Raw genomic sequence first — 24,868 nt, 5'->3', positions numbered from 1 at the left:
TATATAACGCATAAGACCTCGCTATTGGTTATGCAAATCCATAACCATGGCAGCATCACCTATATCATCGACCTCTTTATTTTCCTTGGCTGAGTCATTGCGGAGTTGCTGCAGCTTATCCAGATAATCTGCATCAATATCGCCCGTGATGTACTCGCCCGTGAATACTGATAAGTCAAAGCGCTTAATATTGGGATTACCCTCACGCACAGCATCCACCATGCCTTCAATATCAAGGTAAATCATTTTGTCAGCACCAATTGCCTGGCCTACTTCTTCTTCGGTACGACCATGAGCAACCAGCTCTGATGCCGCAGGCATATCAATACCATAAACATTAGGGAAGCGAACAGGCGGCGCTGCTGATGCAAAGTAGACTTTTTTAGCGCCGGCTTCACGAGCCATTTCTATAATTTGCTCAGAGGTTGTTCCGCGAACGATTGAGTCATCGACCAGCAGAACATTCTTATCGCGGAATTCCAATTCAATTGCGTTTAATTTTTGGCGAACACTTTTCTTGCGCATTTGCTGACCGGGCATAATAAATGTTCGACCAATATAGCGATTTTTAATAAAGCCATGCCGCATTTTGACGTTAAGCTCATGCGCTAATTGAACCGCAGAAGTGAGCGAAGTATCAGGAATCGGGATAACCACATCAATATCATGATCGGGCCACTCACGTAGAATTTTCTCCGCAAGCTTTTCTCCCATACGTAATCGGGACTTGTATACCGAAACGTTATCAATCATTGAATCAGGACGAGCAAGATAGACGTGCTCAAAGATGCATGGCGTCAACTCATTGTCCGCATAACACTGCTTTTCGTGCAAAGTGCCGTCATCAGAAATGAATACTGCATGGCCTGCGCCAATATCATCAATCAACTCAAAGCCAAGTGCATCCAAGGCAACTGACTCAGAGGCAACCATGTATTCGGTACCTTGTTCAGTTTCGCGCTTACCATACACAGCAGGACGAATGCCATGAGGGTCTCTGAAGCACAATAAACCATGACCATTAATCAAGGCCACAGCAGCATAAGCACCTTTACAACGTTTAAAAACACTGCCAACAGCATCGAAAATATCATCTGGGGTTAACTGATTTTTGTCTTTAATTTGTAGCTCGTGCGCAAGCACATTCAATAAAACCTCTGAATCAGAGTTGGTATTGAGATGACGGCGGTCTGTCGAGAACAACTCTTCTTTAAGTTGGTCTGAGTTAGTCAAGTTACCATTGTGGGCTAAAGTAATACCATAAGGAGAGTTAACATAAAGCGGCTGCGCTTCAGCGCTGGTGGAACTACCGGCGGTTGGATAGCGAACATGCCCGATACCAGTATTGCCCGTTAATCGGCGCATATGACGAGTATGGAACACGTCTCGAACCAGGCCATTATCCTTACGTAAGTAAAGGCGACCATTATCGGTAGTCACAATACCTGCGGCATCTTGGCCACGATGTTGCAACACAGTTAGTGCATCATAGATGCTTTGATTGACAGGGTTCTTACCTACGATTCCAACAATACCACACATATCAATTTTGCTCGTCTATTTCAGTTGGTGGCTCAGAGTCCTCTTTTAACTGAGGGACAACTTCACCAAGTTGCTCATAAAACCATTCGGCGACCATCTCCATATTTGGGAGCAAACTTGATTGTCCCCACCATTCATCCTTAGGTACTGGGGTGAACTGCTTCAAGCCCAATACAATTAATGCGACAACTAACACACCTCTTAAAGCTCCAAATATCATCCCTAATAATCGATCGGTTCCACTCAACCCTGCTGCATCAACCATTCTGCCGATCAGGTAATTAACAATGCCTGCAATAACAAGAGTTACCACAAATAAAGAAACCCAGGCTACGCCCAAACGAATGCTGTTGGTATCAATGTGATCAACGAGAAGTGCGGCAAATGGCTCATAAAAGCCTTTAGCGACAAAGAAGGCAGCTATCCAGGCAGCTAACGATAAAGCCTCGCGAACGAAGCCTCGAAGCAAGCTAATTATAGCTGAGATGCCAATAATGGCGAGAATAACCCAATCGACCCAAATCATTAAGGAGGCTAATGTGTTGTGTTGGCGGCTATTTTAACAGAGGTAACAGTCAGGCGAAACGGTTAATGTTGTTTTGGATCAAACTCAATAACCTTGACTTTTGAACCAACCACTTTTTCTAAGTCGCCGGTTCTTTGCTCAGCCTCACCTTTTACCGGATAAGGGCCAACATAGACGCGAGCATAAGAATCCCCTACTCGCTGATAAGCGCGGTAACCTTGGTCCCTTAAATTGTTCACCAATTTAGTGGCATTGTCTTTATTGGAAAAAGACCCGATCTGGATAAGCCAGGCACTATCTGAGAAAGCTAATTCGCTCTCAGTACTTTCTTTGGGTTGGATTTGTGGTTGTGATTCAACTTTAGGTTTAGATTCGTTCTCAACTTTTGGCTTAGGCTCGACCCGAGCCACCTTCTCCGCCTCCTGCTTTTCAACAGGCTGGGCGCCAACTTCTTGCTCTTTTTCATTCTCAGCTTTGTTCTGTTCCACTTTTTCTACAGGCTGCTGAGATGCCAGTTGATCTTCTGCTGGTTGCGTCGGCTCTTTGCGGTCTGTAGTGGTTACTGTGTTCGGAACATCTTGCTTGGCTTGTTCTGTATCATCAAGATTAATCACCAAAGGTCCCTTTTCAACTGGACCATTTGCTTGGAACCCAGGAGCTTCGTCTGACTGCTGGGATTGGTTTTCGCTGGGAACCTCGGGAATTTGCGACTGGATCTGAGAGCGATATTTTTCACTGTCTAGAATCATCGGCAAAAAGAACACGGCTAATGCTAAAATTACTGAAGCACCCACTAAACGATATTTTAATTTTTCATCCACAGCTAAAGCCTCATTTTACTTGTTTAGTCGTTCTAGCATTGCGTTGGCTAAATCCAGGCCATGTTTCTAGCATCATGGCGACGGTAACAAAAGAACCAAAAACAACCAAAGCGTCATTCTGACGTTGATGTTGCCAATATTCATCTAAAGCATCAACCAGTAAATGGTAAGATTTTGCGTCTTTTCGTGACTTTTCAGGCAGTTTTATCATCAATTCTTCGCCCTTAGCACCTCTTGGGCCAGGAAGGTCTATACAACTCCATTGATCAACAGTTGCACAATGAGCCAAAGAGCCAGCAACATCCTTATCTTTTAACATACCGCATATAGCCGTTATATGCTCCACTCCACGAACTTTGAGCTGTTTCAGCTTTTGGTTCAGAATCTTTGCTGAGTCTGGGTTATGAGCCACGTCCACAATCACTATAGGCGCTTTGGAAAGATACTGAAAGCGACCGATAAATTGTAAGTGTTTATAGGCTGCTCTAATCCGCTCAGGATTAACTTTTGTCGGAAAAACCAGCAAAAATGCTTGAAGCGCAGAAGCCAGATTACTCACTAATAGATCATTATTTACCAGGCCATCAATGAATAACTTCTGGCCTTCAACAACACTAGCAAATGTCCATTCGGAGCCTAGATCTTCATATTGATAATCAAGTTGAGCGATAACCCCTTTAGCCTGTCTTGCGCTGACTTCTGGCAGCAGTAAAGACTGAGTTTCCGGATCAGCAATAATCGCTGGCTTGCCAGAACGCATAATACCTGCTTTCTCATGAGCAACCATTTCCAGGGTATCGCCCAGCCAATCAACGTGATCAAGACCAATCGAAGTAATCACGGCAACATTAGGATCAATAATATTGACCGCATCCATTCGGCCGCCAAGCCCCACTTCCAAAACAACCACATCCAATTCCTGCTGCTTAAATATCCAGAAAGCAACCAGAGTTGTGAATTCAAAATAAGTTAGAGGAACACCATTTTGATGTTGAGCTATGTAACGAAAAGCCGAAACCAGTAAGTCATCCGAAACGGGTTGCCCGCTAAGTTTGACGCGCTCGTTGAACTTTAATAAGTGAGGGGATGTGTAGCTGGCGACAGACAAATTATGTTCAATCGCTAAGGATTCCAGAGTGGCAACAACTGTGCCTTTTCCGTTAGTGCCGGCAACAGTAATGACTGGAGCATTAAACTCAAGCAGTCCTAAGCTACGGGCAACTTTTTCGATACGCGACAACCCCAGCTCAATCTGATGAATAGGATGAGCCTGTTCAAGCCAGGCTATCCATTCATCTAAGGTATTAAAATCTGGGGAGGCGCTCACTGCACAATCTTTGGAAAGTATCAGGCAGCAGGTTTAGAAAGGTTTAATAATTTCGCAACAAGGTGAGACACGGTATCGCGCATTTCACGACGGTCAACAATCATATCGATTGCACCGTGTTCTAACCAAAACTCACTCAAACGGAAACCTTCAGGAAGCTTCTCACGAATTGTTTGCTCGATAACACGCTGGCCAGCAAAACCAATCAAGGCTTTTGGCTCGGCTATCTGCACGTCGCCCAACATGGCCAAACTTGCCGTAACACCACCCATGGTTGGGTCAGTTAGGACAGACACATAAGGGAGCTTCGCTTCTGACAGTTTTGCTAATGCTGCACTGGTTTTTGCCATTTGCATCAAAGACACTAAAGCTTCCTGCATACGAGCGCCACCACTGGCCGAAAAGCATACTAATGCAGAGCGGGTATCAATAGCCGCATTAACAGCACGCACAAACTTCTCACCTACAACAGAACCCATTGAGCCGCCCATAAACTCAAAATTAAAGGCGCAAGCCACGACAGGAACATCGTTAACCGTGCCTTTAAATGCAATTAGAGCGTCATTTTCATGAGTTTTCTTTTGAGCCGCTGAAATACGATCTTTGTATTTCTTTGAGTCACGGAATTTAAGCATATCAATCGGTTTCATGTTAGCACCGATTTCTTTGCGGTTTGCTTCATCCATAAACTGCTCTAATCGAGTACGCGCCTTGATGCGCATATGATTATTGCATTTAGGGCAGACATGCTGGCTACGCTCAAGTTCAGCGTAATACAGAACGCCTTCACACGCCGTACATTTGCTCCAAACCCCTTCAGGAATAGATTTCTTTTTTTGCGACCCTTCAGGGTTGCGTTTCGGTAATAATCGTTCTAACCAACTCATAATTTCAGTCTTTTATTCGTCGCTTAACAAATTGCACGCATTGTAACAGGTTTAGTGGCAAACGGAATAAACCTCTGGTTTAACCACTTTAATATTTCAGCAGCCCGTCACATCCTTAATGGCAGAAACAAAGGCCCAGGTGAAACTTTGGGTAAGCCGAATTGCTCAGGGTACTCAACATCTATCAAGTATAAACCATTGGGGCTGGCAGTCGATGCCGCCTGAGTACGATCCTTTCCATCCAGTAACTGCTTTGCCCATTCAGGCTTTTGGTTATACCGCCCTATTTCGATCAGGCTACCAGCAATATTACGCACCATATGATGTAAAAAAGCATTAGCCTTTATATCTATGACCACATAGTCGCCTAAACGCTCAACAAATAAGTGATGGATATTCCTGAACGATGTTTTTGACTGACAGCTTGCAGCCTGAAATGCAGCGAAATCCTGCTCGCCAGGAAAATAACCGCATGCTTTATTCATAGCTTCTATATCGAGTGGAGCACGACACCAGGTCAAACCTGAGCGGGCTATGGCTGGCCGTGTAGGAGTATTAGCAATGATATAGCGGTAACGCCTCGCGGTAGCACTGAATCTGGCATGAAAATCATCAGAAACAGAATGCGCCCAGCGTACGCCAATATCATCGGGGAGCTGTGTATTGGCGCCCATGGTCCAGGCTTTTAATGGTCGTTCATTGCTCAACTCAAAGTGAATGACCTGCCCTGTTGCGTGGACTCCAGTATCGGTGCGTCCAGCGCAAGATACTTCAATCAGTTCATCTGCAATGATGGACAACACCTTTTCAAGTGTTTGTTGTACTGAACTTGCATGGGATTGACGCTGCCAACCATGATATCGGTGCCCATCGTACTCAATGCAGAGCGCGACTTTTGTCATAACTTCAGTCTCAATCTAAGCGGTTAAAATGCACAACACCGGGCATAAACCCGGTGTTGTTATCTGGCTACTCATTCCAAGTAGCTAATCAGTGTTTTGCTAATAGTTTTGCAGCTTCTTCGCTTTGTTTAGCATTACCCTCTTGCTTCACTTCCTGCAAAATATCTTTAGCTGAATCTTCATCACCCATCTCTATGTAAGCTTTTGCCAGCTCGAGTTTGGTTTGCACTTCATCTTCACTAATTCCTGATTCTCCGGCGGCCGAAGTCTCTGATGATGCAGTAGATTCCTGGGTCACTAAGTTTTCGTCGTCGGAGTCTAGTGAGAACTCCAAACCACTATCACTTGTTTCATTGGTATCAACAACAGACTCTGGTTTGACCTTGTCCTCTGAAGCAGTAGCTTCAACTTCTTTCTCAAAATCACTCAAGTCGAAGTCTAATGAATCGCTTGAAGATGTTGTGTCGACTTCGGGCTCTTCCGTTGCTTCAAGCTCAGCGCTTAAATCAACATTCACTTCTTTACCCTGATTTTCCTGATCATAGCCGAACACATCGTCTTCATCAGGCAATGGTTCCTGCTTAACTACCGGCTCGGCAGGTTTAGGTGGCTCAACAAGTGACGTTAAACTGGCAACCTTAAGGCCAAGTTTAGAGTCATGATCAAAATCTTTCGAAAGTCCCTTTTTCAGTTCGTAGAACTTTGAAGAATTTTTCTGACTGGCCAATATCTCCATATACTTCACTCGGATCTCATCATTTTTTGGAGTTTTGGCTAAGGCTTTCTCAAGCACATTATTCGCTTCGGTCATTTTGCCGCGAGCAATTAAAATATCAGCTTCACCAATTGGATCAGAAGATGCTTCATCAACCGTCATCTTGTCTTTATTTAAAAAAGAATCTCTTGGCGAAGCCGGTTCTTTTTTGCGGGAAGAGTCGCCAAATGACGGTACTAATCCTGACTCACCATCTTCTGGCGGTTGGCGGTTGCGCCAATAAACAACACCACCAGCGAGGACTAGCAAGGCTAATAAACCGCCACCAGCCCAGTACCAGAATCCTTCGGCTTGATAAAATGACTCTTTATTAGACTTATCATTCTGGGCCAACTGAGGTTCTGGTTTCTTTTCTTCTTCGACCACAGACTCTTGAGCAGTGTCAGCCACTTTTGCTTCTGACTGCTCTTCTTCCGGATTTTCTATTGGTAAAGTATCTTCAGCAACTTCAGCGGATCCCGATAATACAGCTAAAGTATCGTCTTCTACCTGCACTCCAGTGTCAGCGAGATCATCTTTAGCCTGTAACTCTTCTTTAAGCTGTTGGTTTTGTAACTTCAAGGTTTCCACAGCTTCTCGTAATGTGTTGACCTCACTCTGCAACTCAGAAACTGACTCTGCATCAGTTTCGGAGCCTCCGGCCTGGTTAAGCGAGCTATCTTCAACGCTGGCAATACTTAATCGACCACCCTGTGATGACGAGTCATCACGAGCTTGCGTTTCGGAAACTGTTTTTCGTACATCAAGAGGTGCCTGGTTACTTCCCAGAGAAGCTCGGTAGGCACTCAACGCTTCAGCATGCGAAATACTATCAATGTAGGATTGCTCTGGAACTTTTAACTGGTAGCCAGCCTTTAAACGATTAACGTCATCATTAATAAAAGCATCAGGATTATTACGATAGAGAGCAATCAGAGTTTGTTGAACGGTGGCGTTATTCGGTCTGACTTGACTGGCAATACTCCAAAGCGTTTGTCCACGACCGACACTCCAGCTATTGCCTTCAAAGACTGGCGCTGTACGGCGTTGTGTGCTTGTCTCAGTCCTAGTGACGGTTTCTGTAGGAGTTTGTTCTGATTCAGCTGGTTCTTCTTGTTGCGGCTGGCTTTGTTCTGGGCTCGTTGTTGTAGGAGTACGTTTGACTTCCTCAGCAACAGTCGATGGTCTTTGGGTTGGAGTTACTTGTGTTTGACTTGGTTCAGCGCTGACAACCGGTGTGGTTTTATTGAAGACTGGAGGATCCAACAGTAAGGTATACTCACGCATTAACTTACCTTGCGGCCAATCTAGTTCAATAATAATGTTTACATAGGGTTCTTTAATCGGAGAATCACTAGAAAGGCGAACCGCCTTTGAGCCATCCGCTTTAGTGTAAACTTCGAATCGTAACAAGCTATGGAATGGCTCGCGAGTGACACCATAACGTTCGTATGCTTCAAATGAGGCTATCTTCGCGCGCAGTTCAGATTCTTGAAGTTCCTTTGAAGAAAGAAGAACGATTTCTGCGTTTAGTGGTTGGTTTAGACCTGATTCAGTTTTAAGCTCACCAAGTCCAAGCGACCAGGCCTGAGAAGTCATTAGTGCCGTCGATACAGCGACAGTCGCAGCTAATTTACGAAACATAAGTTCTCCCTCTTAAATACCCATAGTAAAAATTCGACTCAAAAGCCGCTGTTGACCACGGCTTTTTGATGTCAGAACTTAAGATTATACTTTAAGTTAGCTATTGTTAAGTACTAATTTTGCGGCTATAAGTAATTTTTTACAAGTATTTCAGCGATTTGAACTGTGTTCAATGCCGCACCTTTGCGAACATTATCAGAAACTACCCACATTGCGAGGCCGTTTTCCATGCCTACGTCCTGACGAATGCGGCTGACAAACACATCGTTCTTGCCGCTGGCATGAGTTACTGGAGTGGCATACTCAAGCTTACTCATATCATCAACCACAGTCACACCTTCAGCATTCTTTAACAAGAACCTGGCCTGTTCCGCATCAAGCGGCACCCGGGTTTTAATATGAACTGCTTCAGAGTGACCGTAAAACACCGGAACCCTTACCGCCGTTGGGCTCACTCCAATCGAAGGATCTTCAAAGATTTTATGGGTTTCCCACACCATCTTCATTTCTTCTTTGGTATAACCATTGTCCTGAATGGCATCGATATTCGGCAAAACGTTAAAAGCAATTTGCTTGTCGTATACCTTACTGATTGCTTCTCGGCCATTTAGCAATTCAGCGGTTTGACTGGCCAACTCTTCTACGGCTTTGTGGCCAGAACCCGAAACAGCCTGATAAGTACAGACATTGATATGCTCAATACCCACATCGTCCTGAATTGGCTTTAAAGCAACCAATAGCTGCATGGTTGAACAATTAGGGTTGGCAATAATGCCTCGATTCTTATAATCGGCGATACGTTCAGGGTTAACTTCAGCGATAACTAACGGAATATCGTCCTCATAACGAAAGTGAGAAGTGTTATCGACCACCACACAGCCAGCCTCCGCTGCTTTAGGTGCGTATTCCGCTGAGATATCACCTCCAGCAGAAAACAAACCGATATCGGCTTTAGAAAAGTCAAAGTCCGCAAGATTTTCAACTCGAACTGACTTGCCCTTAAACATCAAACGCTCACCAGCGGAACGCTCGCTTGCGAGCAAGTACAAATTCTCTACTGGAAAATCACGCTCTTCCAGTATCTCACGAATAGTAACACCGACGGCACCTGTAGCGCCGACGATGACGACATTAACTTTTTTCAATTTAGCTCTCCGAAAACCTCAAAAAAGGAATTAATATAAATTCTAGGAAATATAGGTAACTATTTCTTTCTTAAAAACATTATCCATACACGCAAAGCAACATAACCTACGAAGCCAGCAGCGATCATATAATATGAAACGATGACCCAGGTTGCAGCATTATCTTGTGGGTGAACAAAATTCAATAAAAAACCGGCTGCGACAAGCAATATGGCCAAGAAGGAAAGACTCTGCAAACGACGGCTTCTTTTCATCTTCTGGATATGAATGGCCCGCTCTAACTGCTCTTCGCTGGTGCCTTTAAGTACCGCACCGCAATGCATGCAGACTTCTGCCTTGCTTGAAATTCGTTTACTGCACACAATACATCTGATAATTGACATAACTCACTCTTACTCTGTATCTGTTGAATTGATCAATCAGTCCAAAGCCTTACTTGCGATCTCATAGACATCTTTGGACAGATCAGGCAGTTGCAAAATACCCTGTAATTGTTCACACATCAAGCGTTGACGCTCATCGTCGAACTTTTTCCAGCGGTTAAAGGCTCCAGTCAACCGTGCCGCGGTTTGCGGGTTGACGCTATAGAGTCTTTTAATCTGCTCGGCCAGGAAAACATAGCCCTGACCATCTTTGCGATGAAACTGTGGTAAGTTTGACCCGGCAAAAGCGCCAACCACCGATCGGACTTTGTTGGGATTTTTAAGATCAAAGGCAGGATGTTCGATTAAGGACTCTACCCGTTCAATGGTTGAGTCATTTGGATCTGTCGCCTGCGAAACAAACCACTTATTGACCACCAAGTCTTCATTTTGCCATTTCTGATAAAAATCGTCAGCTATCTGCTGCTTGTCCTCATAATTGGAATGCATAAGCAACTGCAATGCCGTTTCAGCATCCGTCATATTATTACTGTTGAGTAGCTGGCTGACCGCTAGCTCATAGGCTTTTGGTTTATCCAAAGCGACAAGATAGCTCAAGCAAACACCGGCATAGGCACGTTGTGCAATAGATGTTTTATCCTGCTGGAAGCTACCGACATGATGGTTGGCTTGATAATGCACTAACCAATCCATCTCTAGATGACGAGCCAGCTCTTTTTTCAGGAAGTTATGTGCAGCGATTAAGTGATCAAGATTAACCCGATCAACCTCTTCAATCAGCGCTTTGATATCCGGCAGTGTCAAGGCCAGGGCTTTAAAGCGCCCATCAAGCGATTCATCGGACAACAGATTTTGTACCGCGTTGACTAGATGCAACGGGAACTGCATGGCCTCGCCCGCTTGCTGCTCAGCACATAGCTGCCAAATCACTCGAGCAAATAAGCGCTGCCCCGCTTCCCAACGATTAAATGAATCGCTATCGTGCGCATACAGGAAAGCCAGGTCATGATCGTTATAATCATAATGCAGTCGCACTGGCGCTGAGAAATTGCGTAACAATGACAAAACAGGTTGCTGTGCGATTTCAGTAAAATCAAAGGATTGTTCTGCTCGAGTTATGTGTAAAATATCGCCCGTCAATTGTTCTCGACTAGCTGCTAACTGAAGCGGCAAATCCTTACCCTCTTTATCAAGCAGGCCAAGCTTTAAAGGAATATGGAAAGGCTGTTTGTTTGATTGCCCAGGTGTATCAGGACAGCTTTGCTTAATGTGCAGGGTCAGTTTCTTATGTAATTCGTCATATTCGCTGGTCACCATGACTTCTGGCGTACCGGCTTGCGAATACCAACGTCTAAACTGCTTTAAATCATAACCGTTAGCATCTTCCATCGCGCAAACAAAATCTTCGCAAGTGACGGCCTGACCATCATGACGTTCAAAATATAAGTCCATGCCGCGACGGAAACCGTCAGCACCTAACAAGGTGTGATACATGCGAATGATTTCTGCGCCTTTATTATAGACCGTCACAGTGTAAAAGTTATTCATCTCAATGTAGCTGTCTGGACGGATCGGGTGCGCCATAGGGCCGGCATCTTCTGCAAACTGATGGGAGCGAATAACTTTAACGTCCTCAATACGCTTAACCGCATGATCCGTTTGGTCAGCAGTAAACTGTTGATCACGAAAAACCGTTAGCCCTTCTTTTAAACTCAACTGAAACCAGTCGCGGCAGGTCACTCGATTGCCGGTCCAGTTGTGGAAGTATTCATGAGCAATCACAGCTTCGACGTCTTCGAAATCCTGATCAGTAGCAGTATCCGAATGTGCAAGAACATACTTGGTATTGAAGATATTGAGCCCTTTGTTTTCCATCGCGCCCATATTAAAGTCACCGACGGCCACGATCATGTATATATCCAGATCATATTCAAGCCCGAAGACCACTTCATCCCATGCCATAGCTTTCTTGAGAGACTCCATAGCATGGTGACATTGTTCAAGCTTACCCTTGTCTACGTAGATTTCGAGCTTGATTTCACGCCCAGACTGAGTGGTAAATTGGTCTTCCAGCAATTCATAGTCGCCAGCACACAAGGCAAATAGGTAGCTAGGTTTACGGAACGGATCGTGCCAAATAGCGTAATGGCGCCCATTAGCTAATTTGCCGTGCTCGATCTGGTTTCCATTGGACAGTAAATGTGGATATTTCTGCTGTGCCGCCTCGATACGAACGGTAAAGATGCTCATCACATCAGGACGATCAGAATAATAGGTTATTTTACGAAACCCTTCAGCTTCACACTGAGTACAAAATTTACCATTCGACAAATACAAACCTTCAAGGCTGGTGTTGGTATTAGGGTAAATTCGCACCTTGGTCATTAGCTCAAAAGGACTTTGCTGATAGTCCAGGTCTTGTACCTTATCCAGCCAGACTGTTAGCTGTTCTGAGTCAGTTTCGTGTTGAGTATGCTTCAGTTTCTGTCCATTGATACAGATTTCCAACAGCTCCAACTCTTCGCCATCAAGAACCAGGCTGTCGGCAGGCTCCGCATCAGGGTTAGCGTGCAACGTTAAACGGGCGGTGACAATAGAATGGTCATCAAATAATTCAAAGTTCAGCTTCGTTTCGTGAATCAAAAATGCTGATGGTTTATAATCTTTGCGGTATTTTACTGGGATGCTATCGCTAGTTTTCATAAAAGCTCTTAGTTACGGCCTGCTAACCTTTACAGTCCAAATAGTGTGCCAAAAGTAAATTGGCGCTATTGTAGCAATCATGCCAACTATCCGATATAAAAGAGTTCGCCAAAACCAAACTTACCAATAGAAAATCATTATGTGTAAATGCTCTGAGTTAGCCGACATCCTGTTAGGAGACGATGAAATTATCAGCAATACCCCACAACATCCCCTGCATGGATTAGACGAAGAGGACTGGAACCCTTCGCAATGGGCCTGCTTGAATCAGTGCCCGGAGTGCGGTCAACTCTGGCACATTGATATTGCCAGGGGTAATCAAATCGGTATTAGCGTCAAGGTCAGGGATATAGCCGAATGGAAAGCGTTGGATACGACTCACGCTCGGGTTGACTTAATGGTGCAAAATCACGGCGGCTTAAGTTTCGAAACCTGTAAGTGGAAACAGTGCAATAAGAACTGCGTCAAGGGTCTCGCTTTCTGCCCAGAACACGCCTATTTTGAGATGGATATTAAAACCTGATTTTGGATACTTATTCTAGTCATGACGACCCGTTATAATCGACTAACCCACTGAATTTTAGAAAATTACCTACGTTCACCAATAAGTTTTACTAATCCATAGCCGAGCAACCCACAACAAAACTGATGCTTCACTGGTCAGAACTGCCATTTACTATACAAAAGGCTTAAAAATCCGTACAATCGCCTCCGAAAACAGCTGTTTTTAACCATGGGAAAGCTCAAATTAACGGCCGAGCAAACGCTCTAACTTATTAAAAAATAAGTTTATTTTATAAAGTGGCTGACTAAAAACCACTCTTCATAAACCGTTAACGAAAACACTAGAAAGTTCACGTATAATCGGACTACTTCTGATCACAGAGTAAAAAGTTTGCGTGAAAACAGTCGTTACAGCTCAATAGAGCTTTGAAACGAACAGAATTTTTTTCCCAGTAACCTTAGGAGAATGTAGCCTTGACGACTACAACTGTTGCTTCTTTTGAAATCAAGTACCACCAGTATCTTGATGCTCAGGGTAAACCAACCCAGAAACTACCCGCATTTGCCAAAGATATGGACACAATGCGTAAACTTTACCGTGAAATGGCTTTGCTACGTGCTTTTGATGCAAAAGCATACGCTTTGCAACGTACTGGTAAAATGGGTACCTACCCTGCTTCGTTAGGTCAGGAAGCTATCGGCATTGGTTATGGCGATGCAATGACCGCTGATGATGTTCTTATTCCTTATTACCGCTCTACTGGTGCCATGCTAAAACACGGCGTCACCATGAAAGAAATTCTTCTTTACTGGGGTGGTGATGAAGAAGGCTCTAACTATTCTGTAGCCAAAGAAGACTTCCCTATTTGTGTACCCATTGCTAACCAGATTGTTCATGCATCGGGCGTGGCCAAAGCAATTCAGATGCGCGGTCAAAAACGTGCGGTTGCCACTGAAATTGGTGAAGGCGGTACTTCGGAAGGTGACTTCTACGAAGGTATTAATGTTGCCGGTATCTGGAACCTTGGTGTTGTGTTCATGATTAACAACAACCAATGGGCAATCTCTGTCCCAACCGAAATTCAAACCGCTTGCGAAACTTATGCGCAAAAAGCAATTGCTGCAGGTATCGAAGGCGTTCAAGTTGACGGCAACGACATCATCGCCGTCAAACAAGTTGCTGATTATGCGTTTGAAAAAGCACGTAATGGCGGTGGCCCCACGTTAATCGAAGCTATCACTTATCGTTTATGTGACCACACTACTGCGGATGATGCATCTCGTTACGACGATCCTAAAGTTAAAGAAGAGGCTTGGAAAAATGAGCCAATGGTTCGTTTGCGCAAATATTTAGAAGCCAACAAAGCCTGGTCTGATAAAGACGAAGACGCTATGAAGGCTGAAATTGCGAAAGAAGTTGATGCCGCAGTTAAAGAATACGAAGAGGCTCCAAAGCCAGGCCCAGAATTGATGTTTGATCATCTTTACGCTGAGCTACCTGAAAATACCAAACCACAACGTGAAGCAGCGATTAAGCTGGCCGAAAAAGCGCGAGGTGCAAAATAATGGCAGCGATTACTTTAATTGAAGCAGTCAATGCAGCAATGGCTTATGAGCTTGAGCACGATAAAGATGTTGTATTGTTTGGTGAAGACGTCGGTAAAAACGGCGGTGTATTCCGCGCAACTGACGGTCTACAAAAGAAATTTGGAGTAGATCGCGTTATCGACTCACCTCTCGCGGAATCAATGATTGCCGGTTTAGCGGTTGGTATGGCTGCACAGGGCATGAAACCAATTGCTGAAATGCAATTTATGGGCTTTATCTTCCCGGCAGTTGATCAAATTTTCGGTCATGCAGCTCGTATGCGTCATCGTACGCGCGGCCGCTTGACCTTGCCGATGGTGATTCGCGCACCTTATGGTGGCGGTATCCATGCTCCAGAGCACCACTCAGAATCTACTGAAGCGTTATTTGCTCATATTCCAGGTCTTAAAGTGGTTATCCCTTCCAACCCAAGCCGTGCTTATGGCTTGATGTTGGCAGCAATCCGCGATCCTGATCCGGTGATTTTCCTTGAGCCAAAACGTGTATACCGTATCGTTAAACATGAAGTTGAAGATACTGGTGAAGAATACCCACTAGAAGCTTGCTTCGTTGATCGTGAAGGCTCGGACATTACCCTGATTTCCTGGGGAGCTATGATGCATGAAACCTTACAAGCAGCTGAAAAGTTAGCGGCTGAAGGTATTGATGCCGAAGTCATTGATGTGGCAACAATCAGTCCAATTGATATGGATACAATCCTCGAGTCAGTTCAAAAAACTGGTCGCGTTTGTATCGTTCAGGAAGCACCAAAATCTGGCTCAGTCGGTTCTGAAATTGCAGCTGAGATTGCCGAAAAAGCGATTATGAGTTTACTAGCGCCAATTGGCCGCGTATCAGGTTATGATACGGTGATGCCTTATTACCGCTTAGAAAAACAATACATGCCGACCGTGGATCGTATCCTCGATGAAGCGCGCAAAATCATGGAGTACAAATGAAACAGTTTAACTTACCCGATTTAGGTGAAGGCTTACCAGATGCGGAAATCGTACGCTGGTTAGTTAAAGAAGGTGATGAAGTAACTGTCGACCAACCTATGGTCGAGATGGAAACTGCTAAAGCCGTGGTTGAAGTGCCTTCTCCGTTCGCTGGTCGTATTGGAAAATTACATGGCAAAGAAGGCGATGTGATTGATGTGGGTGCCGTTCTGGTCACTTTTGGTGAGGTTGGTGAAGTAGCTGAAGAAGCTCCTGAACCAACACCGGTTGCTGAAGCAACAAAAGAAGAAGCTCAACCACAAGCATCAACTCCTGCTACCGGTAGCGACACTTTCTTACTTCCTGATTTAGGCGAAGGCTTACCTGACGCAGAAATCGTGCGTTGGTTAGTTAAAGAAGGCGATACGGTCACTGTGGATCAGCCTATGGTTGAAATGGAAACAGCGAAAGCTGTGGTTGAAGTACCCTCTCCTTTTGCTGGCAAAGTTTCAAAGCTTTATGGCCAGGCCGGTGACGTCATCGAAGTTGGTGCGCCTTTAGTTGAGTTCGGTGGCACTGGCGGTACAAGCCAACCTGCCACACCTCCTAAAGAAGAAGCAGGCGAAGAAAAACGTGCTGACAGTGGCACTGTTGTTGGTGCTGTTGAAGTCGGCAACAATGTTGTTGCAGAAACAGCCAACGCAGTAGTTAAAGCACTAGCCAAAAAATTGAAAGTCGATTTGACGCAAGTTAAAGGTACAGGAAAAGACGGCGCCATCACGCAAAAAGATGTGCGTGATGCTGCAAAATCTGGAGCAACAACCTCTACAACGACAGCTCAACAGCCTCAACAAGCAGCTGGCGTTGATACTTCAAACCCACTTGCTTATAAAGCCTCTCCTGCCGTGCGCGCATTAGCTCGTAAGCTGGGCGTTGATTTAGGCGATTGCCAAGCAACAGGACGCAAAGGTTCGATTACTCGTGATGACGTTGAACAAGCCTCTAAAGGCGGCTCATCGGCTCCTCGCCAATCGCAACCAGCCATGTCTGCGCAACAGGCAAAAGGCCTGCCAGCGGTTAATCTGGAAGTGAAACCTGAAAAAGTTCGCGGTGTTCGTCGTGCCATGGCAATGGGTATGGCAAATTCTGCAGCAACGGTTGTTCCAACCAGTCTGGTTGAAGATGTCGACATTACTGCATGGCCAAAAGGTACTGACTCACTGGCTCGCTACGTTCGCGCCCTTGTCACTGCAGCAAAGCAAGTACCAGCAATGAATGCCTGGTTCGATGGTGAAAACTTCGAGCGCTTGTTGCACCCGAACGTTAACGTCGGTATCGCGGTAGATTCTCCGGACGGCTTATACGTACCGGTAGTTCATAACGCCGATCGTATGGATATGGCAGGTGTACGTGCAAGAGTTCAGGAGCTTCGCGAAAAGATTGAAACTAAATCTTTGAAACAGGATGATCAGCAAAACGCGACCATCACTCTTTCAAACTTTGGTTCAATCGCAGGTCGTTACGGCACTCCAGTTGTTTCGCCACCTCAGGTAGCGATTCTAGGTACTGGCCGCTTCCGTAATGAATTAAAGCTAACCGATAAAGGTATTACCAACGCAAAAATGTTGCCGTTATCGTTAACTTTCGATCACCGCGCCTGTACTGGCGGTGAAGCAGCACGCTTCTTGGCAGCTGTAATGGAAGACCTACAGTTAGCTCGTTAATTCAAGCAACATCCTAAAAATAAAAGCGTGATATCATTGGGTATCACGCTTTTTATTTAACTCTAATATTTCATCTTTCTTATCTAAAGGCCAAAAAAAGTGACCGGGATGAACAAACTTCAAATCTTCGCCTTTAAGTAATAACAGCACCTCTTTAGACTTATATTCAAGTATTGAACCTAATGATAAGTGCCATCGTTTCCATAGGCTCACTTCAAAACAACTTGGTACATCTATGGATTTGTCTTTATAAAAGACATCTTTAACGCAGACATTCAGAATAATTCTATTTTCTATACTGGGGCCAGTTTCCATTTCTGGATTTCTAATAATAGCTTCAAACGCATTCTTTTCATAAACATCGACAACGAACACCTCTACTATAAGATCACTTTCAAGAACGAGTTCTTCTAGTGATTTTGATTCTGTTTTGGTTGCCTGTAGAGTCGAGGCAAAAAATCCTAGTGAAAATAATGCCAATGCGAGTTGTTTCATAATCTTCTTCAGTAATATTTCTACACATTTGTATCCTAGCGGAACACCTACCCCTTTGCTATGCTCAGTAGCGATTTTGTATGTGAACAGTTAACCAGAACATTAGATACAGTGTGCTTGTGTGGAGGCTCATGTGGAAAGAACAATGAAAAAACTATTACTAACTGGCTTGCTGAGTGGCTTATTGGCTACCTCGGTTTCTGCCAAAGAAGCCAACGATCCTTATATCTGGCTTGAAGAAGTTGAAGGCAAAAAAGCTCTCGAATGGGTTGAAGAAGTCAACGAGGTGTCTTTGGGTTACCTTCAATCCAAGCCACTTTATAAAGAATTGTATGAAACCAGCCTCGACATTCTTAACTCTGACGACCGTATACCCTATGTCACTGAGATGAACGGTTACTTTTATAACTTCTGGCGTGATGAAAAACATGTGCGCGGTGTTTGGCGTCGAACCACATTAGAAGAATACAAGAAAGACGAGCCTAAATGGGAAGTCATTCTTGATGTTGATGCACTCGCTGAAAAGGAAGACGAGAACTGGGTTTATAAAGGCTCAAACTGTCTATACCCAGATTATCAGCGTTGCCTGATCAGCCTGTCACGCGGCGGCGCTGATGCTACCGTTATTCGTGAGTTTAATATTGAAAGTAAAAGCTTCATCAAAGATGGATTCCAGCTTCCTGAAGCAAAAAGTAACTTGAGCTGGATTGACGAAAACACAGTCTTTGTCGGCACTGATTTTGGCGCGGATAGCCTGACCGACTCAGGTTATCCAAGAGTCGTTAAGCTGTGGAAACGCGGGCAGAAACTCGAAGATGCAGCAGCAGTGTTCGCAGGCAACCAAAGTGATGTCGCGGTACAAGCCTTTGTCACTCGTGATAAAGAAGACACTTATAAGTTTGTTTATCAGGGTTTAGATTTTTACACTGCAGAAATTTATCTATTCACTGAAGATGGTTTAACAAAGCTTGACCGTCCCAAAGATAGTACATTCCGCGGAATCAATAATGGTCAGCTTTTGATTGAGCTTAAGTCTGACTGGTCCATCGATGACAAGACTTATCAGCAGGCTTCAGTCCTTTCGATTGGCATTGACGATTATTTGGCCGGTAAAAAGAACTTCACTGAAGTGTTAGTGCCTGATGAACGTACCGCAATCAGTGGTATCTCTTCTACCAAAGATTACTTACTGGTTAATCTACTGAAAGATGTGAGTAGTGAACTGCATCGCTATTGGTACACCGACGGAGAGTGGCATCATAAAAAAGTAGACTTACCGGAATTTGGCACGCTCAGTGTGGCAGGAACCAGCGACAAGCATAATAACTTTTTTGTTAACTATACCAGTTTCTTAACCCCAAGTACTTTCTCTTACTTTGATGAGAAGACAGAGAAATTCAGTGAGCTAAAAAGCTTGCCAGCTTTCTTTGATGCCGAACCTTACAAAGTTGAACAGCATTTTGTTGAAGCCAAAGATGGCGTTAAGGTGCCCTACTTTATCGTCATGCGCAAAGATATCGAGCACAACAGTAAAAACCCAACCCTGCTTTACGGTTATGGTGGTTTTGAAGTTTCCCTGCGCCCAAGCTACTCAGCGCTGATAGGTAAAAACTGGTTAGAGCAAGGCGGTGTTTATGTCCTTGCCAACATCCGCGGCGGCGGCGAGTATGGCCCTGACTGGCATCAGGCAGCTTTAAAGGACAATCGTCATGTAGCCTTTAATGACTTCATTAGCGTTGCTGAAGATTTAATTAAGCGAAAAATCACATCCGAAGAACATTTGGGTATTCATGGTGGTAGTAACGGTGGCCTTTTAGTTGGTGCTGTTGCGACGATGCGTCCGGATCTATTTGGTGCTGTAGTGTGTCAGGTTCCACTATTGGATATGAAGCGATTCAACAAGCTACTGGCCGGTGCAAGCTGGATGGGTGAATACGGTAATCCTGATAATGAAGATGAGTGGAACTACATTAAAACCTACTCGCCTTATCATAATATTCATGAAGAAGAAGACTACCCTAAAATCTTTTTCACGACATCAACCCGTGATGACCGTGTCCACCCTGGGCATGCACGTAAGATGGTAGCCAAAATGCAAGCCATGGGACACGATGTTTTGTATTATGAAAACACCGAAGGTGGTCATGGCGGTGCAGCCAATAATGAACAATCAGCTAAGCTTTATGCGCTGATTCATACTTATCTGGCGGATCAACTTAAATAGGATTGGCATTTTCCTATGTTAAAAAGGGGCTTTCGGGCCCCTTTTTTAATGCTACTCATTTATCTATCCATTTACTAAAAAAGCACTTTATAACCAAAAGGTAATTGACCAGCACAATGTTTCCAGCCATTATCAGAGCCATGAATACATTCCTTCACACATCACAGCCTCTAGCGGTTATCCCCGTAAGTCTTCCCGTACCCGGAAAGTCTCGGCTTGCGCTGTGTGAATATTTTTTACTGAATCATCGATAACGACTTCATAGAAACGAATAACCACAGAAACCCGCAAGCCAAAAGCTTTGCGGGTTTTTTAATGGCTGGGAGAAACTGAAATGAACGACATAAACTTTAGTCACTATCAAAAAATCATCATCAAGGTAGGATCTGCCCTGATTGCCCCGAACTCACGCGCCTGTTCAGCTGAACATTGCTTACCGATCGCCAACTTTATCAAAAAGTGCTATGCGGCTTCGAAACAGGTCATTCTGGTGTCATCTGGCGCAGTAGCAGCCGGTTTCAATCAATTACAGCTACCTGCAGCCCGAACCATTAACCTTGAACAGAAGCAGGCGTTGGCGGCCATAGGCCAGTCCATCGTCATACGACATTGGCAACGCTTCTTCGATCAAGACGTTGCCCAGGTGTTATTAACTTCTGATGATATCAACAATCCAAAACGAGCCAGTAATGCCAAAAAGACCTTTGCTCAGTTAGAACAATTTGGCGCACTACCGATTGTGAATGAAAACGATACAGTGGTTACTGAGGAGCTCAAGTTTGGTGACAATGACATGCTAGCAGCACAAGTTGCTCTACTGACGGGCGCCGATTTGCTAATTATATGCAGCGATGTTGATGGCGTTTTTAATGATAATCCCCACACTAATCCAGACGCGCAGCTGATTAAAACCATTGACTACGGAAACCAAAACGTTATCGGTTATGCCAAGACCAAACACAACCCTCGCTCTAGCGGCGGCATGCTGAGCAAACTTCAATCGGCAGTTATAGCGAACACACAGGGTATTGCGGTAACTATTTGTAATGGCAAGAAAGAGGCTTATAACCATTTATGGGCAAACCAGAACCCTGGTACCTGGCTTTATCCAAATCAGTTAAAAGTTATGAATTAGCAGCCATCGGATAAGCACACCTTATCCGAGGCATAAGATACTGTTATTTCAAATAATTTTTCACAGATGGAGAAATCGCTGAGGTTTGGCCTCATGAGTAGTTAGCAATACTTAAACTAATGCTACTACCCTACCAGTTAAAGCAACAGAACACCGCTAAGAGGCGCTTAGAGGCCGTCTCAGATTTTCTTGGATTAGAATTTGACATAAGGATCTGTATGGTGACAATGCGAACCGTGCTTACTATTTATTCAACAGCGAAAAAGACAGCAACGGCGGGCTTTTTGAGCCAGTCGGACGCTATTTCTGTTGCTACTGAGTCGGTGACAACCACTGACTACAGTCCTGTCTTCAGGCACATCCTTTCGATTTTTCCATTCACATATCCTTTAAATGAAATATAAGGTATTCCATGCTCGAACACATAGATTTTAGTCAATACAAAAATATAGTCATTAAAGTTGGATCAGCGCTGATTGCTCCAGACGGCCGTTCCTGCTCATCAGAATACTGTTTGCCGATTGCACACTTTATTCGTAAATGCCACAAAGCTGGAAAGAATGTAACCTTGGTATCCTCTGGTGCCGTGGCTGCAGGTTTTAACCTGGTCAAGCCAAAAAACGAAGTGTTAACCAGAAAAGAAAAGCAACCATTGGCTGCTATTGGCCAATCTATGGTGGTTCGACACTGGCAGCGCTTCTTTGATGATGTGGTCGCTCAGGTATTATTAACCTCAGCAGACATCAAGAACCCTGAACGCTCTGAAAACGCGCGTAACACCTTCCAGACCTTATTTGAGCTGGGTGCTATGCCAATCGTGAATGAGAATGACACGGTTGCCACAGAGGAGCTTACGATTGGTGATAACGACAACTTGGTCGCACAAGTTGCTGCGTTAACTGACGCAGATCTTCTCATTATCTGTAGCGATATTAATGGTGTCTATGATGACAACCCCAAGACAAACCCTGAAGCTGAGTTAGTCACTCAATTCAATGGCGTTACTGATGAAACCTTAGCCGTCGGCAAAGGTAGTCATAACCCACGCGGTACCGGCGGTATGCAAACCAAGCTACAAGCTGCACGCTTTGCATCAGAAAACGGTATCGACACCATTATTTGTAATGGTAAGAACGAAAGTTATATGAGGTTGTTCAGTAACCAGAACCCAGGGACTTTGATCCACCGTACTTGTAAAGAAGTATCGGTAGCCTAGGAGGAATTTATGACCATGAAAGAAAATTCATTTGAAAGTAAAGAACAGCAAGAGCTGTATGAATTAACCGTGCGTGCCAAACAGGCAGCACAAACGTTGGGCAACTTAACCAGTAGCCAAAAGAATGATGTTTTAGCGGCGATGGCTAAAAGACTAAAAGCCAACCAGGACCAGATTCTGGAAGCCAATAGAAAAGACATTCAATACGCCAAAGATAACGACCTATCCGATGCGATGGTCGATCGTCTGCTTCTTGATGAAGCGCGCGTTGATGGCATGGTTGATGCTCTGCACAAGGTGATGAGCCTGGCCGACCCAGTCGGTGAAATGGGCCCAAGCAGCCTACGTCCGAATGGTATCCGCGTCGGCAAAATGCGTATTCCTCTGGGCGTTATCCTGATGATTTACGAAGCGCGCCCTAACGTAGCGGTAGAAGCTGCTGCCCTGACACTAAAATCAGGCAACGTGGTGATTCTACGCGGTGGTAAAGAAGCATGGCACTCTAATCAGGCATTGATTCAGTGCTGGCATGATGCGCTGGTCGATTGTGGACACAGCAAAGAAATGGTCTGCATTGTTCCATCGCAAAGCCACGAAGCGGTCAATCACCTGCTTCAATTCCGTGACACTATTGATCTGGTGATTCCACGTGGTGGCGAGCGTTTGATTCGTGCAGTAACTGACAATAGTAAGATTCCAGTGATTCAGCACTTTAAAGGTGTTTGTCATCTGTATGTCGATAAGTTTGCTGATATGGACAAAGCTGAAAAGCTTCTTAAAGACGGTAAGGTTTCACGTCCTGGTGTTTGTAACGCACTGGAAAGCCTGGTTATCCATAAAGACATCGCTAACGAGTTTTTAAAACGCGTTAAAAAGCTGGGCAATGAATTTGGTATCCAGTTTAAAGCTGATAAAGACTCAGCCACACAACTGGACAATGCCACAGAAGCCAGCGCAGAAGATTATCATAATGAGTATTTGAGTCTTGCCATGAGCGTTAAACAAGTGGATTCCTATGATGATGCCGTTGCTCATATCCTTGAACACAGCTCAAGCCACACCGAAGTGATTGTCACTGAAAACATAGACCGCGGTAATGAATTCATCCGCCGCATCAACTCATCGGTTGTTATGGTCAACGCTTCATCACGCTTCTCAGATGGTGGCGAACTAGGCTTAGGCGCCGAGATTGGTATCTCAACCAGTAAACTGCACGCCTACGGCCCAATGGGGCTGGTACAGCTCACTACCGAGAAATATGTAGTCACTGGCCAAGGCCAGGCAAAGCACTACTAAGCCTGTGCTTTAAAAAAGCGTTCGAGCAATAGGGTCGACTAGCCCTATGCCGAAGCCGCGGGTGTCCTCTTTCTAAGAGCCTCGCGGCTTTTTTATGTCCTTAATTAATATTCAAACATCCGTGACGCTAGCCATCTTCGGAGCACCCAACTGTGAAAATCACTTAAAACGAATGCAGTCGGCATAGGATGGGTAGCGTAACCCATCTATACGACAAGCAATTCATCAGACATTGAAGAGTTACGGCTGCAACTAACCCACCCTATAACTGGATTGTATTGCCATAAGTTAGCGATGCCCCCAAGAGATGGTAGCCTACTCCAGAATAGAAAACCCAGGCACAAAAAAAGCCGCTAATGTTTTCATTAGCGGCTTTCTGGGATTTGGTGGGTTGCACAGGGATCGAACCTGTGACCACCTGATTAAAAGTCAGATGCTCTACCGACTGAGCTAGCAACCCAAATCTCTTGTCAGGCCATGGCCTAACTCGATGGCGCGTATAATACCTTTTTGAGCTGAAAACTCAAGCCTAAATTCCGATTAAATATCACTTAATTGAACATTTCTATTAACCGATTATTCCCGGGGGAAATGTAGGGTAGAAGAGAGGTTGAAAGTCAGGCATAAAAAAACCGCCAATATTTCTATTAGCGGTTTCGATCCCTTTGCTTTAAAGGGGGAAGAATTTGGTGGGTTGCACAGGGATCGAACCTGTGACCACCTGATTAAAAGTCAGATGCTCTACCAACTGAGCTAGCAACCCAAATTCTCTTTCGAGAGTCACCAAAGTGCGTTTTTGGTGAGACGCGTATAATACTGTTTTTTGCAGAAAATACAACCTTTTGTTGGCTCTTTTCGGCTTTTTATCAGCTCAAAAAACGTCCTATTCGGCCTCTTCTATCCACGCCATCTGAATAGCTTCCAGAATACGCTCACCGCAGCGCTTTGGGTCATCGTCAAAGTCTTCCAAACCCATGACCATTTTCTGTAATTCCACAAAATTAACGGTCTTTGGGTCCACATCAGGATGCTTTTCATATAACTCAATGGCAATATCTAAACTATCTATCCATTTCATAGCAATACTCTCTTAAATACTGGCTCTTAAAACCGGC

At 44.6% G+C, this 24,868-nt stretch carries 20 protein-coding genes and 2 tRNA genes; 8 read left to right on the top strand and 14 right to left on the bottom strand.

Going from position 1 to position 24,868, the window contains the following annotated elements; all coding sequences use genetic code 11:
* Nucleotides 1-21: 21 nt before the first annotated feature.
* From purF to pepN, 10 genes are all read right to left on the bottom strand, one after another.
* Entirely contained in the window at nucleotides 22-1,542 is a 1,521-nt protein-coding gene (gene purF / locus ACN0VI_RS07365) for an amidophosphoribosyltransferase (protein ID WP_417446284.1), read from the bottom strand.
* 1 nt (nucleotide 1,543) lies between these two features.
* Nucleotides 1,544-2,068 carry a CvpA family protein gene (locus tag ACN0VI_RS07360; protein ID WP_331890033.1) on the bottom strand — a complete coding sequence of 175 codons (525 nt, stop codon included), beginning with the start codon at nucleotides 2,066-2,068 and terminating at the stop codon, nucleotides 1,544-1,546.
* 62 nt (nucleotides 2,069-2,130) lie between these two features.
* Complete coding sequence (locus tag ACN0VI_RS07355; RefSeq protein ID WP_417446283.1) at nucleotides 2,131-2,889, bottom strand: SPOR domain-containing protein; 759 nt, start codon at nucleotides 2,887-2,889, stop codon at nucleotides 2,131-2,133.
* Between the two features lie 10 nt (nucleotides 2,890-2,899).
* Entirely contained in the window at nucleotides 2,900-4,216 is a 1,317-nt protein-coding gene (gene folC / locus ACN0VI_RS07350; RefSeq protein WP_417446282.1) for a bifunctional tetrahydrofolate synthase/dihydrofolate synthase, read from the bottom strand.
* A gap of 20 nt (nucleotides 4,217-4,236) precedes the next feature.
* The gene (accD, locus tag ACN0VI_RS07345) at nucleotides 4,237-5,103 is read right to left on the bottom strand and encodes an acetyl-CoA carboxylase, carboxyltransferase subunit beta (protein WP_331890039.1); all 867 of its coding nucleotides are present in this window, start codon (nucleotides 5,101-5,103) and stop codon (nucleotides 4,237-4,239) included.
* A 107-nt stretch (nucleotides 5,104-5,210) separates the two neighbouring features.
* On the bottom strand, nucleotides 5,211-6,005 hold the full coding sequence (truA, locus tag ACN0VI_RS07340; protein ID WP_417446281.1) for a tRNA pseudouridine(38-40) synthase TruA: 795 nt from the start codon (nucleotides 6,003-6,005) through the stop codon (nucleotides 5,211-5,213).
* Between the two features lie 88 nt (nucleotides 6,006-6,093).
* Complete coding sequence (locus tag ACN0VI_RS07335) at nucleotides 6,094-8,403, bottom strand: FimV/HubP family polar landmark protein (RefSeq protein WP_417446280.1); 2,310 nt, start codon at nucleotides 8,401-8,403, stop codon at nucleotides 6,094-6,096.
* Nucleotides 8,404-8,528: 125 nt separating this feature from the next.
* On the bottom strand, nucleotides 8,529-9,548 hold the full coding sequence (locus tag ACN0VI_RS07330; protein ID WP_331890045.1) for an aspartate-semialdehyde dehydrogenase: 1,020 nt from the start codon (nucleotides 9,546-9,548) through the stop codon (nucleotides 8,529-8,531).
* Between the two features lie 59 nt (nucleotides 9,549-9,607).
* A complete protein-coding gene (locus ACN0VI_RS07325) occupies nucleotides 9,608-9,931 on the bottom strand; it encodes a hypothetical protein (RefSeq protein WP_331890047.1) in 324 nt (107 codons plus the stop codon).
* Nucleotides 9,932-9,967: 36 nt separating this feature from the next.
* Nucleotides 9,968-12,634: an aminopeptidase N gene (gene pepN / locus ACN0VI_RS07320; RefSeq protein WP_417446279.1), complete on the bottom strand. Its 2,667-nt coding sequence runs from the start codon at nucleotides 12,632-12,634 to the stop codon at nucleotides 9,968-9,970.
* 139 nt (nucleotides 12,635-12,773) lie between these two features.
* On the opposite strand from pepN, the gene ACN0VI_RS07315 reads away from it, so the two are divergent.
* The 4 genes from ACN0VI_RS07315 (at nucleotide 12,774) to ACN0VI_RS07300 (ending at nucleotide 17,387) form a co-directional block, all read left to right on the top strand.
* Entirely contained in the window at nucleotides 12,774-13,157 is a 384-nt protein-coding gene (locus ACN0VI_RS07315) for a metal-binding protein (protein ID WP_417446278.1), read from the top strand.
* 455 nt (nucleotides 13,158-13,612) lie between these two features.
* On the top strand, nucleotides 13,613-14,704 hold the full coding sequence (gene pdhA / locus ACN0VI_RS07310; RefSeq protein ID WP_417446277.1) for a pyruvate dehydrogenase (acetyl-transferring) E1 component subunit alpha: 1,092 nt from the start codon (nucleotides 13,613-13,615) through the stop codon (nucleotides 14,702-14,704).
* Nucleotides 14,704-15,684: an alpha-ketoacid dehydrogenase subunit beta gene (locus ACN0VI_RS07305; protein WP_417446276.1), complete on the top strand. Its 981-nt coding sequence runs from the start codon at nucleotides 14,704-14,706 to the stop codon at nucleotides 15,682-15,684. Before pdhA ends, ACN0VI_RS07305 begins: the two co-directional genes overlap by 1 nt.
* Nucleotides 15,681-17,387, top strand: a complete 1,707-nt coding sequence (locus ACN0VI_RS07300; RefSeq protein WP_417446275.1) for a 2-oxo acid dehydrogenase subunit E2 — start codon at nucleotides 15,681-15,683, stop codon at nucleotides 17,385-17,387. The genes ACN0VI_RS07305 and ACN0VI_RS07300 overlap by 4 nt, the downstream gene beginning before the upstream one ends.
* A 33-nt stretch (nucleotides 17,388-17,420) precedes the next feature.
* On the opposite strand, the gene ACN0VI_RS07295 is transcribed toward ACN0VI_RS07300, so the two are convergent.
* Nucleotides 17,421-17,882 carry a hypothetical protein gene (locus ACN0VI_RS07295; RefSeq protein WP_417446274.1) on the bottom strand — a complete coding sequence of 154 codons (462 nt, stop codon included), beginning with the start codon at nucleotides 17,880-17,882 and terminating at the stop codon, nucleotides 17,421-17,423.
* Nucleotides 17,883-18,027: 145 nt separating this feature from the next.
* Here ACN0VI_RS07295 and ACN0VI_RS07290 point away from each other — a divergent pair, with 145 nt between their 5' ends.
* From ACN0VI_RS07290 to ACN0VI_RS07275, 4 genes are all read left to right on the top strand, one after another.
* A complete protein-coding gene (locus ACN0VI_RS07290) occupies nucleotides 18,028-20,106 on the top strand; it encodes a prolyl oligopeptidase family serine peptidase (RefSeq protein WP_417446273.1) in 2,079 nt (692 codons plus the stop codon).
* A 334-nt stretch (nucleotides 20,107-20,440) separates the two neighbouring features.
* Entirely contained in the window at nucleotides 20,441-21,241 is an 801-nt protein-coding gene (gene proB, locus ACN0VI_RS07285) for a glutamate 5-kinase (protein WP_417446272.1), read from the top strand.
* A gap of 412 nt (nucleotides 21,242-21,653) precedes the next feature.
* Nucleotides 21,654-22,457: a glutamate 5-kinase gene (proB, locus tag ACN0VI_RS07280; protein WP_331889936.1), complete on the top strand. Its 804-nt coding sequence runs from the start codon at nucleotides 21,654-21,656 to the stop codon at nucleotides 22,455-22,457.
* A 9-nt stretch (nucleotides 22,458-22,466) separates the two neighbouring features.
* Nucleotides 22,467-23,753, top strand: a complete 1,287-nt coding sequence (locus ACN0VI_RS07275) for a glutamate-5-semialdehyde dehydrogenase (protein ID WP_417446271.1) — start codon at nucleotides 22,467-22,469, stop codon at nucleotides 23,751-23,753.
* A gap of 384 nt (nucleotides 23,754-24,137) precedes the next feature.
* Here ACN0VI_RS07275 and ACN0VI_RS07270 read toward each other — a convergent pair.
* From ACN0VI_RS07270 to iscX, 3 genes are all read right to left on the bottom strand, one after another.
* Nucleotides 24,138-24,213: transfer RNA gene (locus tag ACN0VI_RS07270), tRNA-Lys, on the bottom strand.
* A 227-nt stretch (nucleotides 24,214-24,440) separates the two neighbouring features.
* A tRNA-Lys gene (locus ACN0VI_RS07265) sits at nucleotides 24,441-24,516 on the bottom strand.
* Nucleotides 24,517-24,636: 120 nt separating this feature from the next.
* On the bottom strand, nucleotides 24,637-24,831 hold the full coding sequence (iscX, locus tag ACN0VI_RS07260) for a Fe-S cluster assembly protein IscX (RefSeq protein ID WP_417446270.1): 195 nt from the start codon (nucleotides 24,829-24,831) through the stop codon (nucleotides 24,637-24,639).
* Nucleotides 24,832-24,868: the final 37 nt, after the last annotated feature.

The sequence above is a fragment of the Kangiella sp. genome (assembly GCF_048265365.1).
GTDB lineage: Bacteria > Pseudomonadota > Gammaproteobacteria > Enterobacterales > Kangiellaceae > Kangiella.
This window is presented reverse-complemented; position numbering and strand designations above follow the sequence as displayed.